The 16,464-nt window shown below is 69.2% G+C and carries 15 protein-coding genes; 12 read left to right on the forward strand and 3 right to left on the reverse strand.

From position 1 onward, the window contains the following. Positions 1–21: 21 nt before the first annotated feature. The 3 genes from ACPXY0_RS12940 to ACPXY0_RS12950 all read left to right on the forward strand — a co-directional run bounded on the left by ACPXY0_RS12940 (position 22) and on the right by ACPXY0_RS12950 (position 3,778). Complete coding sequence (locus ACPXY0_RS12940; protein WP_423925191.1) at positions 22–1,332, forward strand: hypothetical protein; 1,311 nt, start codon at positions 22–24, stop codon at positions 1,330–1,332. A gap of 136 nt (positions 1,333–1,468) precedes the next feature. Continuing rightward, on the forward strand, positions 1,469–2,392 hold the full coding sequence (locus ACPXY0_RS12945) for a hypothetical protein (RefSeq protein WP_423925193.1): 924 nt from the start codon (positions 1,469–1,471) through the stop codon (positions 2,390–2,392). Positions 2,393–2,797: 405 nt separating this feature from the next. Further along, positions 2,798–3,778 (forward strand): D-2-hydroxyacid dehydrogenase, encoded by a 981-nt coding sequence (locus ACPXY0_RS12950; protein WP_423925195.1) that lies wholly within the window; start codon positions 2,798–2,800, stop codon positions 3,776–3,778. On the opposite strand, the gene ACPXY0_RS12955 is transcribed toward ACPXY0_RS12950, so the two are convergent. After that, complete coding sequence (locus ACPXY0_RS12955; protein ID WP_423925197.1) at positions 3,775–4,638, reverse strand: DUF4198 domain-containing protein; 864 nt, start codon at positions 4,636–4,638, stop codon at positions 3,775–3,777. The two genes, ACPXY0_RS12950 and ACPXY0_RS12955, sit on opposite strands and share 4 nt — an antisense overlap. Before the next feature lie 202 nt (positions 4,639–4,840). On the opposite strand from ACPXY0_RS12955, the gene ACPXY0_RS12960 reads away from it, so the two are divergent. Both ACPXY0_RS12960 and ACPXY0_RS12965 read left to right on the forward strand, forming a co-directional pair. Beyond that, positions 4,841–5,506, forward strand: coding sequence for a peroxiredoxin (locus tag ACPXY0_RS12960; RefSeq protein WP_423925199.1), 666 nt, complete (start codon positions 4,841–4,843; stop codon positions 5,504–5,506). A 128-nt stretch (positions 5,507–5,634) separates the two neighbouring features. Next, positions 5,635–7,089 (forward strand): amidohydrolase family protein, encoded by a 1,455-nt coding sequence (locus ACPXY0_RS12965; RefSeq protein WP_423925201.1) that lies wholly within the window; start codon positions 5,635–5,637, stop codon positions 7,087–7,089. 1 nt (position 7,090) lies between these two features. Here ACPXY0_RS12965 and ACPXY0_RS12970 read toward each other — a convergent pair whose 3' ends face one another. Next, positions 7,091–7,702, reverse strand: a complete 612-nt coding sequence (locus ACPXY0_RS12970) for a thiamine pyrophosphate-dependent enzyme (RefSeq protein ID WP_423930678.1) — start codon at positions 7,700–7,702, stop codon at positions 7,091–7,093. A 25-nt stretch (positions 7,703–7,727) separates the two neighbouring features. Then, positions 7,728–8,237, reverse strand: coding sequence for a thiamine pyrophosphate-binding protein (locus tag ACPXY0_RS12975; RefSeq protein WP_423925203.1), 510 nt, complete (start codon positions 8,235–8,237; stop codon positions 7,728–7,730). 128 nt (positions 8,238–8,365) lie between these two features. On the opposite strand from ACPXY0_RS12975, the gene nthA reads away from it, so the two are divergent. The 7 genes from nthA to ACPXY0_RS13010 all read left to right on the forward strand — a co-directional run bounded on the left by nthA (position 8,366) and on the right by ACPXY0_RS13010 (position 16,455). After that, the gene (gene nthA, locus ACPXY0_RS12980) at positions 8,366–9,103 is read left to right on the forward strand and encodes a nitrile hydratase subunit alpha (RefSeq protein ID WP_423925205.1); all 738 of its coding nucleotides are present in this window, start codon (positions 8,366–8,368) and stop codon (positions 9,101–9,103) included. Beyond that, a complete protein-coding gene (gene nthB, locus ACPXY0_RS12985) occupies positions 9,100–9,756 on the forward strand; it encodes a nitrile hydratase subunit beta (protein ID WP_423925207.1) in 657 nt (218 codons plus the stop codon). Before nthA ends, nthB begins: the two co-directional genes overlap by 4 nt. Continuing rightward, entirely contained in the window at positions 9,756–10,133 is a 378-nt protein-coding gene (locus ACPXY0_RS12990) for a nitrile hydratase accessory protein (protein ID WP_423925209.1), read from the forward strand. Before nthB ends, ACPXY0_RS12990 begins: the two co-directional genes overlap by 1 nt. 95 nt (positions 10,134–10,228) lie before the next feature. Then, positions 10,229–10,510 (forward strand): type II toxin-antitoxin system Phd/YefM family antitoxin, encoded by a 282-nt coding sequence (locus tag ACPXY0_RS12995; RefSeq protein WP_419940543.1) that lies wholly within the window; start codon positions 10,229–10,231, stop codon positions 10,508–10,510. Continuing rightward, the gene (locus tag ACPXY0_RS13000) at positions 10,507–10,953 is read left to right on the forward strand and encodes a type II toxin-antitoxin system VapC family toxin (protein ID WP_419940542.1); all 447 of its coding nucleotides are present in this window, start codon (positions 10,507–10,509) and stop codon (positions 10,951–10,953) included. Before ACPXY0_RS12995 ends, ACPXY0_RS13000 begins: the two co-directional genes overlap by 4 nt. Before the next feature lie 52 nt (positions 10,954–11,005). Further along, positions 11,006–14,401 carry a VPS10 domain-containing protein gene (locus tag ACPXY0_RS13005; RefSeq protein WP_423925212.1) on the forward strand — a complete coding sequence of 1,132 codons (3,396 nt, stop codon included), beginning with the start codon at positions 11,006–11,008 and terminating at the stop codon, positions 14,399–14,401. After that, positions 14,398–16,455, forward strand: a complete 2,058-nt coding sequence (locus ACPXY0_RS13010) for a hypothetical protein (protein WP_423925214.1) — start codon at positions 14,398–14,400, stop codon at positions 16,453–16,455. The genes ACPXY0_RS13005 and ACPXY0_RS13010 overlap by 4 nt, the downstream gene beginning before the upstream one ends. Positions 16,456–16,464: the final 9 nt, after the last annotated feature.

A 16,464-nucleotide genomic window follows, 5' to 3' on the forward strand; every position in this document is an offset into this window, starting at 1 on the left:
CAAACATCGAGGTCAAGTCTCATGAATGAACCGCGACTCGCCCGAATCGGGCCCGCCCTCCTCGTCGCCGCCGTCGCGATGCTCACCGCCGGACCGCTCGCGAACCTGGCGGCACAGGAGATGGACGGGCGCTGGCTCGCCTTCATGGGATGCTGGCAGCCCGTCCGCACCTCGACGACGGCCGACGCGCCCGAATCGCTCCTCTGCTTCCAGCCGAGCGCCGGCGAGGCCGGCGTCGAGATGGTCTGGGTGGAAGACGGCGAGATCACCTCGCGAGAGGTCGTGCGGGCGGACGGACAGCCCCGCGAGTCGAGCCTCGAGGGATGCCGTGGCTCGCGGCGCGTAGCCTTCGCTTCGCGACCCGGCCGGGTCTTCATGCGGGTGGACCAGACCTGCGACGGTGGCGTGGAACGCGCGTCGAGCGGGATGTTCGCGATGATCTCGCCCGAGGTCTGGATCGATACTCGCGTCGTCACGGTGGACGACGCGAAGCTGACCTGGGTGACCCGCTATCGGCTCGCGATGCAGAGTGAGGCGGACGCCGTCGGCCTGGGTGAGATCGCGGCCGACCGGAGCCTGGCGGTGCGCTCGATGCGGCTCGCGGCCTCCGGCAGCTACTCGGTCGAGGATGTGGTCGAGGCCGCGCAGAACGTCGATCCGGAGGCGGTCGAGGCCTGGGTCGTTGAACACGAGAGCCCCCTCGAGGTCGACGCGGGCCGGCTCGTGCAGCTTGCCGATGCGGGCGTCCCGGAGGACGTCATCGACATGATGATCGCGCGGAGCTATCCGGAGCATTTCGCCCTCGCCTCCGAAGATGATCTCGGCAACCAGCCGTGGCTCGGCTACGGCGGGCTCTACGATCCGTTCTTCGGCGGCTACTCCCGCTGGGGATACCCCTACTCCAGATTCGGGTTCGGCTACCAATCGTCGCTGTACGGGTACGGACTCCCCTATGGCTACGGGTACGGCTATGGCTACGGGTACGGCCCGGGGATCATCCGGGTCGGTGACACCAACAACGGCGGCCGGGTGATCGCCGGCCGGGGCTACAGCAGCGGGCGCAGTTCCGGCGGCGCGACCCGATTCATCGGCAGTTCGCGGGGCACGCCGTCGATCGGCCGCTCCAGCGGCTCCTCCGGCGGCAGCTCCACCGGCCGCACCGCCCGCCGCCGTGGCGGCGGTGGATACAACCTGCAGATCTCCTCCACCCCAACCGTTTCGAGTGCGGCCCAGCCGGCCAAGAGCACGCCGACGGTGGCTCGTCGCGTCAGCGCCCCTTCGGGCGCCAGGCCGACGGGTCGGACAGCACGGCACCGCGGCGGCGGTTTCTGATCCGCCGCAACACGGTTCAAGTATCCGAAAGGGCCCGGGTGACCGGGCCCTTTCGCGTTCCACGTCTCGCGCCGGTGAGTCGCGGAGGACAGATTGACCTTGTGACCGAACTTCACGCCGGCACGAGGGAGGAACGATGAGTGCGGATCACTTCGGCGCCCGCCCGTCCAGGTACGTCGCAATCGGCGTGCTCGTCCTCGGGGCCGTCGCGGCGCTGCTCCTGCCCGACATGGCGCGTACGCAGACCGCCTCCGCGGACCGGACCCCGCCGCTGACCCCTTACGGGCACCCGGATCTGCAGGGCAACTGGACCAACCAGACCCTCACCCCCTTCGAACGCCCCGAGGGCCGGGGGCCGGTACTGACGTGGGAGGAAGTGGCCGCGATCGAGGGGGGGCAGGCCGAGACCGTCGCCGACCGTACGGCCCCGGTCGACCCTGATCGAGCGCTGCCGCCGGGGGGCGACCACACCGTGTGTATCGACGGGGCGACCACCTGCTACGACGAATTCTACCGCGAGCCGGGCGACCGCGTGGCGATCGTGAACGGCGAGCCGCGGAGCTCGCTCGTGACGCACCCGCCGGACGGCAGAGTCCCGGAGCTCACGTCGGAGGCGCGTCGCCGGCTGGAGGAGGCCGCGGAATTCCGCAGCCGGTTCGGCCAGTTCGACCACCCCGAGCTTCGGCCTCTCTCCGAGCGATGCATCGTCTCGTTCGGTTCGAGCGCCGGACCTCCGATGCTGCCCAACTACTGGTACAACAACAGCTACACGATCGCGCAGAACGAGGACTACATCGTGATCATGGCCGAGATGGTCCACGATGCCCGGATCATCGAGTTGCGCGATCCGCCCGGGGAGGGGGAGGAGCGAGAGACGACGGAGGCTGGGAAGGCGGAGCCGTCGGACGACCTTCGTCCGTGGTTCGGGGATTCGTGGGGCTACTGGGAGGACGGGACGCTCGTGGTCGAGACGACGAACCTGAATCCGGAACACGCCTTCCGGGGCGTGCCGCCGTCGAAGGACAGGAAGGTCGTCGAGCGATTCACGCGCGTGGATTGAAGAGACGATCCTGTACGAGTTCACGATCGACGACCGCGGGACCTACGCGAGCACCTGGGGCGGACAGGTCCCCTTCAAGCGCTTCGACCATCTGCTCTACGAGTACGCCTGCCACGAAGGCAACTACGCGATCTCCAACGTTCTGAGCGGCGCCCGGTACCAGGAGCGGACCGGGGGGGATCGGTAGCGCGCCCTCCGGGGAGTCGGCCGTGGCGCCGGCGCCCGCGAACTCGCCAGACCGGGCATCGCGTCGCGTGCGCATCGCTGGCCGGGCTCGCGCTCGCGGGTTGCCGGGCGGATCGAGCGCCGGAAAGCGCCGCGGACGCCGCGGGCACGCCGGCCGGGGTGCTCGGCCTGCGTCCGGGCCCCTCGCCCGATCGTTCCTCTCCTGACTGGGAAGCTCCCGTGAAGGTCGTCGCAGTCGACCTGTGGCCCGGACGCACGGCCGAACTGGCGGAGGTCGCCCCGGGCGTGAACCTCGTCGTCGTCGACAACGCGCGGGCCGCGGCGGCCGAGGCGCACGACGCCGACGCGGTCCTCGGGGCGCTGAACGCGGACATCCTCGCGGCCGGCGACCGGCTCCGCTGGGTGCAACTCGCCTCGGCGGGCGTCGAGCGCTACCTGGCGATCCCCGGGTTCGCCGAGGCCGAGGATCTCGTCCTCACCAACGCGCAGCGCATCTTCGCGCCCGGGGGCGCCGAGCACGCGCTCGGCATGGCGCTCGCGCTGAGCCGCAGACTCCACATCGCCCGCGACCTTCAGCACGAGAAGCGCTGGGACATCGCCCCACTCACGGGTCCCTCCCCCTACGTCGGCGAAGGCAGCGAACTGCTCGAACTCCGCGGCCGCACCATGCTCGTCATCGGCCTCGGCGGCATCGGCACGGAGACGGCCCGCATCGCGCACGGGATCGGGATGCGGGTCATCGCGACCCGGAGCAGCAGCCGCGAGGGTCCCGATTTCGTGGAACGCGTCGGCCTGGCCTCGGAACTCCTGGAACTGGTGCCGGAGGCCGACGTGATCGTCAACGCCCTGCCCCTCACGCCGGAGACCGACGGGCTCATCGACGACGCGTTCTTTCGGCTGACGCGTCCGAACGCCTTCTACATCACGCTGGGCCGCGGTCGCACGACAAACACCGACGCGTTGGTCGCGGCGCTCAGGGAGGGACGGATCTCCGCTGCGGGTCTCGACGTGGTCGACCCGGAGCCGCTCCCGCCGGATCACCCGCTCTGGTCGATGGCGAACGTCATCATCACGCCACACCTGGGCGGTGACTCCGACGGACACATGGAGCGGATGTGGGTCCTCTTCCGAGAGAACCTGCGGCGCTTCGTGGCCGGAGAACCGCTCCTCGCGGTCGTCGACCGAGGGCGCGGCTACTAGCGGATCTGGAACGTCAGCGTGGCCCAGTTCGACTCGTAGTCCACGTCGGGCTCCGAGGTCGTCTCGACCATGTGGATCGCCCGGACGAACCACCGCCCACCTGCCATCAGGGGGATCGTCGCGACGCCGTTCCCGTCCGTGCGGGTCTCCACGGCGTCGACGTGTCCGCCCGTGTCGTCGTGCTCGTGATTGAACTCGTGGTTCGCGTACACGATCTGGTTCGCCACCGGCTCGCCGGCGCGGAGGAACCGCACCTCGAGTTCGTCGCCGACATCGAGATCGTACGGGTTCCGCAGGGGGATGAACTCCACCGGGTAGCCGACTTCCTCGGCCCACTCCCCGCTCCGCGCCTCTCCGACCTGGACGATCGCCTTCACATGCTTGCTGTAGCGTTCGGTGGCCTCGTCGTTCGTCTTCCCCGCCGCCTCGCGCTCCGCGATCACGTCGACGACGCCGTCATGGACCAGGTAGTCGTTGAACTCCTGAGCCGTGAGCGTGAACACGCGGGCCGCGGTCGAGACTCCGATCGTGTAGGTGCCGGCGGAGCCCGTCTCGAAGGTGAGGAGCGCGGTGTCGACGCTGTCGGCGTGGAAGTGGAACATCGCCGTGTCGCGCCACGCGGAGGGCGGCGGCTGCACGATCCCATCCGGCCCCACGACCCGCACGTCCAGCATGCGGTCGCGCGTGAGCGTGTTTTCGCTGTTGTTGAAGTCCCCGTTGAGCAGCGCGACGACGTTCGTCGAGTGCGGCTCCAGGAAGAAGCTCTCGAGCTTCAGGAACATGGTGTGCGCCCGCGCCGTCGCGACGATGGCGACGGTGAGCAGGGCGGTGGTCAGCAGGACGCGGCGTCCGATCTTCATTCTCAACTCTCTCCAGGATCTGCGGACTTCGGTTCTTCGAGCGCATCGACGAAGGGCGATCAACATGAAGGGATCGGCGAGGTTTCGGCCATAGGTGAAATCCGGCGCGGGCCGGCGTTGTCTCCGTCGCCGGAAGGGCCGATCATTGGCGGTGGCCGCTATTGGCGGACGTGCCGCGACAAACCAGGACCCGGGAGTACCGATGACGCTTCGCATCAACGACACCGCGCCGGATTTCACCGCCGAGACGACCCAGGGGACGATCAACTTCCACGACTGGATCGGGGACGGCTGGGCCCTGCTCTTCTCTCATCCGAAAGACTTCACGCCCGTGTGTACGACGGAACTGGGGGCGGTCGCCGCGCTCCAGGACGCGTTCGCGGCCCGCAACTGCAAGATCATCGGGATCAGCGTCGACGGGGTCAGCGACCACAAGGCCTGGTCCAGGGACATCGAGTCGCTCCACGGCCATGCCGTCGGCTACCCCCTGATCGGCGATCCCGGCCTCGAGATCGTGAAGGCGTACGACATGCTGCCCGCGGACGCGGGCGACACGTCGGAGGGCCGCACGCCGATGGACAACGCGACGGCGCGTTCGGTGTTCGTCATCGGCCCGGACAGGAAGATCAAGGCCACGCTCACCTATCCGATGAGCACGGGCCGCAACTTCGCCGAGATCCTGCGGCTCCTCGATTCGTGCCAGCTTACGGCCGAGAAACAACTCGCCACGCCGGCGAACTGGGAGCAGGGCGATGACGTGATCATCGCGCCGGCGGTTTCGGACGACGAGGCGCGAGAGCGGTTCCCGGACGGCTGGGAGCAACCCCTGCCCTACATCCGGATCGTCCCGCAACCGCGGGAGGGCTAGCGATCCATGGCGACCACCGGCAAGCGTCGATAACGATTAGCCGAACCTCCAGTAACGATCAGACGCCGTTTCCACGCTGGCCTGGTGCCCATCGGAGCGCTGTGGGCGGGGGCGGCCGGGTCCCGACGGTGAACGGAGCCAAGGCTACGGAACGGGCGCACGCGCCTCTCCTCGCCTGCGTTCTGCTGGCGGCGTGTTCGGCAGGCCCGGGAGAGGCCACGCGTGACGGCCGGCTACTGATCGACGGCGGGACGGTGGTGGTCATGGACGAGGCCGGCACCGTCCTCGAGAGAGGCGCCGTGCTCGTGGAAGGGGACGCGATCGCCGGCCTGCTGGACGAAGCGGACCCCCGGCCGTCTGGTGTGCCGGTCCTCGACGCGACGGGCCACCTGGTCATCCCGGGGCTCGTCAACACCCACGGCCACGCCGCGATGTCGCTCTTCCGGGGACTCGCCGACGATATGCCCCTCATGAGCTGGCTGGACGACCACATCTTCCCGGCCGAGGCCGCACTGGTCGATCCCGAGTTCGTCTACTGGGGCACGCTCCTCTCGTCCATAGAGATGCTGAAGAGCGGTACGACCACCTTCGCGGACATGTACTACTTCCGGGACGACGCGGCGCGGGCCGTGATCGATGCCGGCATCCGTGCCGTCCTCGGCCCGCACGTCATCGGATTCCCGGCACCGGACTTCGGGTCACCGGAGGCGTCGCTCCGGGACGCCGCGCAGTTCCTCGAGAGGTATCGGGATCATCCCACGCTGGTCCCGGGGGTGGCCGCCCACTCGCTCTACACGACATCCCTGGACGATGTCCGGAGCGCCGTGCGGCTGGCGGTCGAGCACGGCGCCCCCTTCCAGATCCACACCTCCGAAGACGCGAGCGAGTTCGCGATCGCCCGTGAGCTGACCGGGATGGGCGTGGTGGAGGCGCTTGGGTCAATCGGCGCCCTGCGGCCGGGCACCGTGCTCGCGCACGCCATCTACCTCTCCGAGGAGGACATCGCGCGGATCGCCGCCGGGGGCGCCGGGATCTCGCACAACCCCGAGAGCAACCTCAAGCTGGGGATTCAGCGGGCGGCCCCGGTCGTGGAGGCGCTGGCGGCCGGGATCCCGGTGGGACTCGGCACGGATGGCCCGGCGAGCAACAACGACCTCGATCTGTTCGACGAGATGGACACGGCCGCCAAACTGCACAAGTTCACGAACGGCGACCCCACCGCGCTCCCGGCCGAGACCGTGTTCCGGATGGCCACCATGGGCGGCGCCCGCGTGCTCAACCTGCACGACCGCATCGGCTCGCTCGAGCCGGGGAAGCGGGCCGACATCGTGCTGCTCGACACACGCCGGGCCGGGCTCACGCCGCTCTACAACGTCTACTCGCACCTCGTCTACGCGGCCCGGGGGAGCGATGTCTCCACCGTGCTCGTGAACGGTCGCATCGTGGTACGGGACGGACGGATCCTTACGGTCGATGAAGCGGAGGCGATGGAACGCGCACGCGGCTTTCGCGACCGGGTCCGGGAAGTGGTGGCCCGTGTGGCGGCCGAAGCCGCGCCGTCGACGGGTGATTCGCCGCCGTAGCCTAGGCGGCGCCCATGTGCCCCGGCATCGGGGGCGGGGTCCAGCCCGTCGCGGCGCGCCGCTCCTGGACGCAGCGCCTGAACCGGAACGCGTTCTCGGGCAGGGCGAAGTCCATGCCGTAGTTGTCGGGACCCACCGCGTCGACCCTGGCCACGATCACGCTCAGGTCATCCCGTTCCATCGCTTCGACGAAGGCCTCCCCGAACGTCATCGGCGAATCGACGGAGACCGCGTGCTCGATCCCGGCTCCGCGGGCGATCGCGGCGAGGTCGGTGATCCCCGACGTGGTGTGCGATTCGAACCCGCCCGTGGAGAGCAGGCTCCCGTTGTCGAAGATGATGTGGAGCAGGTTCCGGGGCCGGTAGCGCGCGAGGGTGGTGAACGTGCCCAGGTTCATGAGCGCGGAGCCGTCGCCGTCGAGCACGATCACCTTCTCGTGCGGGAGATGGCTCGCGAGGCCGAGCCCGATCGAGGAGGCGAGTCCCATCGCGTGCTGTAGATAGAAGAAGTTCTCGCGGTGTCCGAGGTCGTACAGTTCCTGCGCGCACGCGCCCATGATCGTGACGACGAGCTTGTCCTCGATCTCGGGATAGATCAACTCCAGACACTGCACTCGTTCCAACGCGGCCCTCCCCGGGTCAGACTTCCATGAGGTCGCGCGTGAGGAGCAGCGCGACGGGCGAGAGTGAACTCTGCGACAGCGTGTACGCCTCGGCGATCTCCTTCGCGACGAGGGCGGGATCCCGCGCGTGGTGATACGGGATGTTGAGCGCCCGCAGCAGACCCTCGGTCACGATCCCCCCGCGCGTGTGCCACGGATACGGTTCGCCCCAGTGGCCCCGGACCGCGATCAGCATGCAGAGCGGGACGGAATAGAGTTGGGCCAGGGAGATGATCCCGTTCATCGCCGCGAAGAAGCCGTGGTTCTGCATCAGCAGGACGTGGGGTTCGCCGGCGAAGTAGGCGCCGGCCGCCACGCCGATCGCCTCCTCCTCCTTGGCCACCTGAATGAGTTCGACCTCGGGATCGTCCTCGGCGCGCTGCAGGAGGAGCCCGAGCCACGTCTCCGGGAGGGCCGAGATGCTCCGGATCCCGGCGGCCTTGATGCCGTCGAAGACGGCCTTCGAGTTCTCGTACGAGACGGTCATGGGCGAAGGGTGCGCGGACGGCACGCGGGACGCAATCCCGCTCGCGCCGCAATCCGCCGCGCCGAACGGAGGGACAGCTTGCGCCGCCCGGCGGGACGTCGGCACCATGGATATCGCAGGGGGTGCCTATGGACGAATCGGAAGGGCGGCCGGTCGACCGGCGCGAATTCATCAAGGATGCGGCGGTTGGGGCGGCCGCCTTCGCCGCCCCGGGGAAGCTGATGGCCGAGCAGACGGACGATCACGACCACGGCCACGATCACGACCATCAGGACGTGCCGCCCGACATCGCCCTCCGGGTCCGGGCGCTCGAGTCCGTGCTCGTGGAGAAGGGGATGGTGGACTCGGCGGCGCTGGATGAGATCGTCGACACCTACGAGAACCGCGTCGGCCCCCGGAACGGCGCCGAGGTCGTCGCGCGGGCCTGGGTCGACCCCGCGTACCGCGAGCGCCTCCTCGCCGACGGGACCGCCGCGATCGGAGAATTCGGCTACCTCGGCGGGCAGGGCGAACACATGAAGGTGGTCGAGAACACGCCCGCGATGCACAACCTCGTCGTGTGCACCCTCTGTTCGTGCTACCCGTGGCCGACGCTGGGCCTGCCGCCCGTGTGGTACAAGTCCGCCCCCTACCGGGCGCGGGCGGTGATCGAACCGCGCGAGGTCCTGCGCGAGTTTGGACTCGACGTGCCCGGGGATGTCGAGATCCGGGTCTGGGACAGCACCGCCGAGATCCGCTATCTGGTGCTCCCCGAGCGACCCGCCGCCACCGAGGACATGACCGAGGAAGAACTGGCCGAAATCGTCACCCGCGACTCGATGATCGGGGTGGCCAGGATCGAGGCGCCGTCAGGAGGCGACCAGTGAATACGATCCACGACATGGGCGGCATGGACGGCTTCGGCCCGATCGAAGCCGAAGAGAACGAGCCTGTCTTCCACCAGCGCTGGGAGGGCCGCGTGTACGCTCTCACAAGGGCGGTCGGCCCGTGGGGCCGGGGTCGCGAGTGGCCCCCCTTCCGCTTCACGCTCGAGACCATCCCGCCGGTCGAGTACCTGAGCCTGTCCTACTACGAGCGCTGGTTCCGGATGATGACCACCCGGCTGCTCGTGAGCGGTCTCATCTCGGAGACGGAACTGGAGACGGGCTATCCGGATCCGGGGGCGCCCCCGCCGGAGATGCTCCCGGGGTCGAACAGCGGTTCGTTGGGAGCCGGACTCCTCGACAGGGACGTACCCGCCCGCTTCGGACCGAACGACCGGGTACGCGCGCGCAACCTCCACCCGCGCGGCCACACCCGGCAGCCGCGCTACGTGCGCGGGAGGGCGGGAACAATCGTCGAGGATCACGGCGTGTACGCGCTGCAGGACACCGACGAGGACGGGCGGCGCCCCGGCGACCGCCGCCCCCAGCACGTCTATTCGGTTCGCTTCGAGGCCCGGGAATTGTGGGGCGAACGCGCTTCCGCGGGCGACTCCGTGTACGTCGACCTGTGGGAAGACTACCTGGAGCCGGCGTGATGGCCGGCGCCGGGCGGGTCGACCCCGAACGCCTCGCGGCACTCCCTCCCCTGCCCGCGGACGACGAGGGCCCGGTGTTCGAGGCGCCGTGGCAGGCGCAGGCCTTCGCCCTCGCCGTGAAGCTCTCCGAGGAGGGGCACTTCACCTGGAAGGAGTGGGCCGGGACGCTCGCCGACGAACTCGCTGAGGCCGAGGCGCGCGGCGAACCGGACGACGGCACCCGGTACTACCACCACTGGGTGGCCGCGCTCGAACGGCTCGTCGTCGACCGCCGACTCAGTTCGTCCGCGGCCCTGGAGGATTGCAAGGAGGCATGGGCGGACGCCTACCGCCACACCCCCCACGGCCAACCCGTGGAACTGCGCCGCAACGACTGAGGCACGATCCATCGGTCGCTCGACGCCGCGACGACTTAGGGCCTTCGCGCGAGTTGTGACTTGATTGGTCTTTTTACCGAGACTAGATTGGTCCTATGACTACCGTGTCGATTTCGGCCCTCAAGGCCAATCTCTCGCGTTACCTTCGCCACGTCCGGCGGGGCGGCGAGGTTCAGATCCTCGACCGCGGCGTGCCGGTCGCCAGGTTGATGGCGCCCGGGCCAGGGGGCGACGACGCCCTCCGCGATCGGTTGGTTGGCGATGGTCTTCTCCGGCCCCGCGCGGGACCGGCCACCTCGATTCTCGACGACCCTCCCGTGAAACTGTCGACGAGCATTTCGCAGGCCCTGGCGGAGGACCGGATCGACCGGCTATGAGGTATTGGGACGCATCGGCGCTTGTCCCGCTGATCGTCTCCGAGCCCGGTAGCCGGTTGGCTCGAACGTGGCTTCTGGAAGACGATCACATCGTCACATGGGCCTGGACGAGGACCGAGATCACGAGCGCGATTGAGAGGCGCACGCGCGAAGGGGCGCTGACCCGGCGGCAGCGGCGAACCGTTCTCGACCGCCTTCGTGGCTTCGCCGCCGGCTGGGACGAAGTGATCGATGTGCTCTCCGTGCGCGCCCGGGCGAATGCGGTGCTGGCGCGGCACCCGCTCCGGGCCGCCGATGCCGGTCAACTTGGCGCCGCCCTGCTGGTGAGCGAGCAGCTTTCGGACCCGCTGCTGTTCCTTTGCCTCGATCAGCGCCTCAGCGACGCCGCCGAACGGGAAGGCCTCGGCGTGGCCGACACCGGCGATCTGCGCCGCACCGACTGAACACAGACACGCGTTCCCGCGGGAACGTCTTTCTCGAATCTGGGAGGCGACGATGCGCCATCACGATCCCTCGCCGTCGCTCGGGATCCTCCTCTCGATCTTTCTCATTCCCGCCCTGGCCTGTGTGGATCCGGAAGGCGTACCGGGTCGAGACGCGGCTGTGGGGCTGCCAGGCGGATCGGTCGACGCGTCGGTGCTCGAGGTGCTGGAGTGGCGACCGATCGGACCGTGGCGGGGTGGCAAGTCCATCGCCGGGGCCGGACATCCGACCGAGCCCGGCGTGTTCTACATGGGGAGCACGAACGGGGGCGGCGTCTGGAAGACGGACGACGCCGGGGTGAGCTGGCACAACCTCTCCGACGGATACTTCGGAACGACGACGGTCTCCTCGCTGGCCATCTCGGAATCGGATCCCGAGATCCTGTACGTCGGCACCGGAGATGTCTCTTTCCGCACGAACATCTCGCGCGGCGACGGGCTCTACCGCTCCTCCGATGGCGGGCGCTCCTGGGAAAACATGGGGCTGGCGGACACCCGGAACCTCTCCGCGATCGAGGTGCATCCGCGCGACCCGGATCTCGTCTACGCCGCCTCGCACGGACACGGGTTCATACCGGACGAGAATCGCGGCGTGTACCGCTCCCGCGACGGGGGTGAGACGTGGGAGCGGGTCCTCTACATCGACGATGAAACCGGTGTCATCGACCTCGTCATGGACCGGAGCGCCTCCAGGACGCTGTATGCGGCGACCTGGAACGGGCGGCGATTCCCCTGGACCATCAGGGACGCGGGGGCCCGCAACGGAATCTGGAAGTCGACGGACGGCGGCGACAGCTGGGAGGATATCTCGGCGGCCGCGGGGCTTCCGGCGGGGCTCAAGGGCCGGATCTCGCTCGACGTGTCACAGTCGCGACCGAGCCGGGTGTGGGCGCTAATGACGGCGGAGGGAGACGGGACCGGCGGCCTCTACACCGCCGACGCGCCCGGCCAGGCGGACTGGCTGCCCTGTCGGGACTACTACTGCTCCGGCAACGGGCTGTACCGCTCCGAAGACGGCGGCCGAAGCTGGGAGCGCGTGGCGGACAATCCCAACTTCTTCCAGCGCCCGTGGTACTACACGCACGTCGTCGCCGACCCCACCGACCCTGATGTCGTGTACGTCCTCAACACCTCGATCTGGAAGTCCACGGACGGCGGCGAGAGCTTCACGGCCCTCACGACGCTTCCGCACGGCGACCACCACGCGCTGTGGATCGACCCCGCGGACTCGCGCCGCATGCTGGGCGGGGGCGACGGCGGCGCGACCGTGACGCTGAACGGAGGCCGCACCTGGTCGTCGGTCGAGAACCAGCCCACCGGCCAGATGTACAACGCCTCGGTGGACGACGACTTCCCCTACAACGTCTGCGCGCCCCAGCAGGACAACACGAGCATCTGCGTGCCCAGCCGTTCCGACGAGGGGGCGATCTTCGATTACCAGCGCTGGACGACGGCCGCGGCTGAGAACGGCGGGATCGCGGTCCACCCTGACCGGCTCGACGTGAGCTACGGGGGGGACCACCACTGGATCGCGCGCGTGGACCGCTCGACCGGGGAGCGTCGCTGGATCTCCGTCTGGGGCGAGAACTACTACGGCACGGGCGAGGATCAGCTCCGCTACCGCCAGGTGTGGGACGTCAAGCTCTTCCTCTCCCGCCACGACCCGGACGTGATGTACACGGCGACCCAGTACGTCCACCGCTCGACGGACGAGGGCGAGAGTTGGGAGGACATCTCCCCCGACCTCACGCGTGCCGACGACTCGCGGTTCGAAGCGACGCCCCCCTCCGATCGTGGCGAGTACTGGGGCCTCACGCGCGAGAACGTGGGGATCGAGTGGTACGCCGCGATCGCGAGCATTGCCGAATCGCCCGTGCGGGAAGGGGTCCTGTGGACCGGGTCGAACGACGGGCTCGTCTTCGTCTCGACGGACGGCGGCGGCAGCTGGGAGAACGTCACACCTCCCGACATGGAGCCCGACACCTGGGTGAGCGTCGTCGAGCCTTCGAGGCACGATCCGGCCGCGGCCTACGTCTCCGCCAACCGGCACATGATGGGGGACGACGCGCCGTCGGTGTGGGCGACGGCCGACTACGGGGCCACGTGGCGCCGAATCGACGCCGGGTTCCCGGAGGACGACTTCGTGTGGGTCGTGCGCGAGGACGCCGAGCAGCCCGGGCTGCTCTACGCCGGCGCGGAGTGGAGCGGCGTGTGGGTGAGCCTCGAAGACGGGGAGGACTGGCACTCGCTGCGCCTCAACCTCCCGGTCACGCCGGTCCGCGACCTCAAACTGAAGGACGGCGACGTGGTGGCGGCCACGCACGGGCGTTCGCACTGGATCCTGGATGACATCTCGCCGCTCAGGCAGCTCGCGGCAGCGGGTGCGACGCTCCGCGCCGACGGTGTCGGACCGAGGGCCGAGGACGGAGTTCGCCTGTTCACGCCGCGACCCACGATCCGCTTCCGCGAGATGGTGACCCAGGCCACCTTCGGCGGCCTCTCGATGCCGAACCCACCGAGCGGTGTCGTGCTCCGCTACTACCTGCCCCGGGCCCCCGAGGGTGAGGTCCGGCTGTCGATCCATGAGGCGGGGGACCACGCGGGGGTGATGGTCATTCCGCGCGTCGGGATCATCCCGACCGACAACGAGGCCGAGGGCGCGGAGATCCGCACCTTCTCGAGCCGAGCCGGCCCTCCCCAGCCGGGCCCGGATCCCATCGATCCGGCGGATCTGGTGGAGCCGGGGCTCCCCGCGGAGGCCGGCGCCAACGTGTTCGAGTGGGACATGCGGTATCCGGAGCCCGTCGACTGGATCCCGAAGACGCTCTACCGGCACCGTGACCCATACGGGCCGCTGGCGCCCCCCGGCCGCTACGAGGCGCGGCTGACGGTGGGGGACGAGACGCTCTCGGTCCCGTTCGAGATCGTGCCGGATCCGCGGGTGTCCACACCGCAGGCCGAGTTCGACGAGCAGTTCGGCTTCCTGATCGCGATCCGTGAGCAGATCGGTGAGAACCACCGGGCGGTGGCGCGCATCCACAGCCTGCGGCGGAGGGTCGTGGAGGCGATCGAGGGCGCCGCGGGGACCGAGGGCGCCGCCGACATCGCCCGCGCCGGGGCCGAACTCGACGCCCTGCTGTGGGCCATCGAGGACCAGCTACGCCAGTTCCGGCCCTCGCGCGAGCATCGGGCCAAGCAGGAACTCATCAACTGGCCGGTCCGCCTCGACGACAAGTTCGCCAAGTTGCTCGAGCATGCCGAAGCCTCGGACGCCGCGCCGACATCGCGCGATCGCATGCTGTTCGACGACCTGTCCGAGCGTCAGGAGGAACAAATCGAAGCCTTGGGGTTCGTCGAAGAAGGACAGGCAGCCCGCTTCTTCGACCAGGTCGAGCCCGGAGGCCCATGAACCGCTCCACCCCCTGCATCCTGTTGGCGGCCGCAGCCGCTGCGCTCGTCCTGCCCAACCCGCTGGCCGCGCAGGGGGAAACGTATGGCACGCTCCTCTCCCTGCATGTGCCCTGCCGCGAGGCGCCCTCCCACGCAGCCAGCGTGGTGTCGGTCTTCAGACAAACGGGCGACGCGTACCGCGAAACAGTTTCGGTGCGGGATTCTGCGATGGACGCGGCCGGCACGACCTGGGTGTCCGTGCGGCGGACGCCGTATATGCCGCGCTTGTGCTGGGTGCCGGAGGCGCTCGTGGGCCCATGGCGGGAGCCAGAGTCGCTCCTCGCCATGGCCGATCGGCTCCTCGCCTCGCCGGACGGGCGCCCACTGGAAGATTGGGTGGCCGTCTACAGCTACTTCCGGCATCGGGTGTACAGGGAAGCGGTGGATGCCTCCCCGGTCCTGAGCCTCAGGAGGCTGGAAGTGCTCATGCGGGCGCTGGAGGCCGCACAGCCAAGTCCAGCAGAGGACCCCGACCCGCGGGCCCTGGCATGGCTGGAGTCGCTCGGCGCGGACGTCGAGGCGCTGCCGGACCGCGCACGGCTGCAGTGGGTGGTGGGACGCGGCTCGGTCGACTCGCTGTACGAGGCGCACCGGGATGATCCGCTGGCCGAAGAGATCCTGTGGCGTAGCGCAAGCCAGATCCTGCAGCGCGTCGATTGCGGACTGAGTGTCCCATGCGTGTTTGACGGGGTGTTGCCGCACGCGGCCCGGTACTGGCGCTCCTTTCCCGACGGCCGGTTCGTGGATCAAGCCATTTCGGCGTCGGTGAGCATGCTCCGCCGCGTCCAATTCGAGAGCGGCCTTCTCGGGACGTGCGAGGCAGCGCGGACTCCCGGTTGGGATGCCATGGGCCGGGCGCGGTGGGAGCGGTGGGACGAACTGGCGTGGCAGACGGAGGGCAGGCCCGCGGTCCGCCGCCTCCTGGCTACGCTGAGCGAGGTGGGCGAGGAAGACAAGGCGCCGCTGGTTGATTACATCAATCGGGTGGAGCGGTGCGCCTCGGAGGTGCCGGCGCAACCGCCGCCCGACGAGGAACCGGCGGCGGTGCGAGGGGAGGCGTCCGTTCCGTCCTCCGAGAGCCGCGAGATGGCGATCACCGCTCCCGGCGTGTTGTGCCGTTTCGAACCATCGCGGACGGCGCGGGGTGGCACGGTGCTGCGATTGGACGAGCACTTCACGACCGAGTACCCGGACACGGTCGCGGCGGGGGAGACGTGGGTCTCGGCATCGCGGTGGGGACGCTGCTGGATACCGGGGGCGGCAACGGCGCCTGCCCACACGCACGATCATGTGCTGGCGATCGCGGATCGCTTTCTCACTTCGGGCGAAGGGCGGACCCCCGACCATTCCCTTCGCGTGTACAATGTCCTCGGCAGTCGCGTCGGAGGGCACCGCGAGATCGTCGATACCTCCGCTATTCTGTCGCTTCGGCGGCTTCAGATCCTGGGCGAGGTACTCAAGACGTTCCACTCCGAGAACGCGGATGCTCTCCTGCGCGGCTGGGCCGACCAGTTGGTCGACGACGTGTACTACTGGTCGATCGGCTCAGCGTGGTATGTGCGCGACGAAGCCTTCGAGCGCGCGTACGAAGAGCACCGGGAAAGCCCGGACGCGGAGGAGATCCTTTGGGAACTCGTGACCGGACCCTCGCCGCATGATTGTGAAGGCGATTTCGCCTGTACCGCACGCGCAGGGGTCCGCGACAAGTTCGCTCGGTATTGGACCGACTACCCCCGTGGCCGCTACGTCGGCCAAGCCATCACCATCTCTGTGGCACGGCTTGGCGGGTTCCTGCAGACGTGCAATGCGGCGCGCGGCGCCCCGCCGGGCTCGAGGGATGCATTCCGCTGGGAACGGGCGTATTGGGAGCCGCGCGGTGCCGAGATGGCCGCGGAGATACGCGCAACGCTGGCCGACGTGCCGCCGTCCGACGGGGAGCCGCTCACGACCCTGCTCGACGGGCTGGAGGCGTGCGCCGCAGAAGTCGGGAGCACCGGGCCCTCGCTCAAGTGACGGGGGCCG

The sequence above is a fragment of the Candidatus Palauibacter sp. genome, assembly GCF_965237495.1.
GTDB lineage: Bacteria > Gemmatimonadota > Gemmatimonadetes > Palauibacterales > Palauibacteraceae > Palauibacter.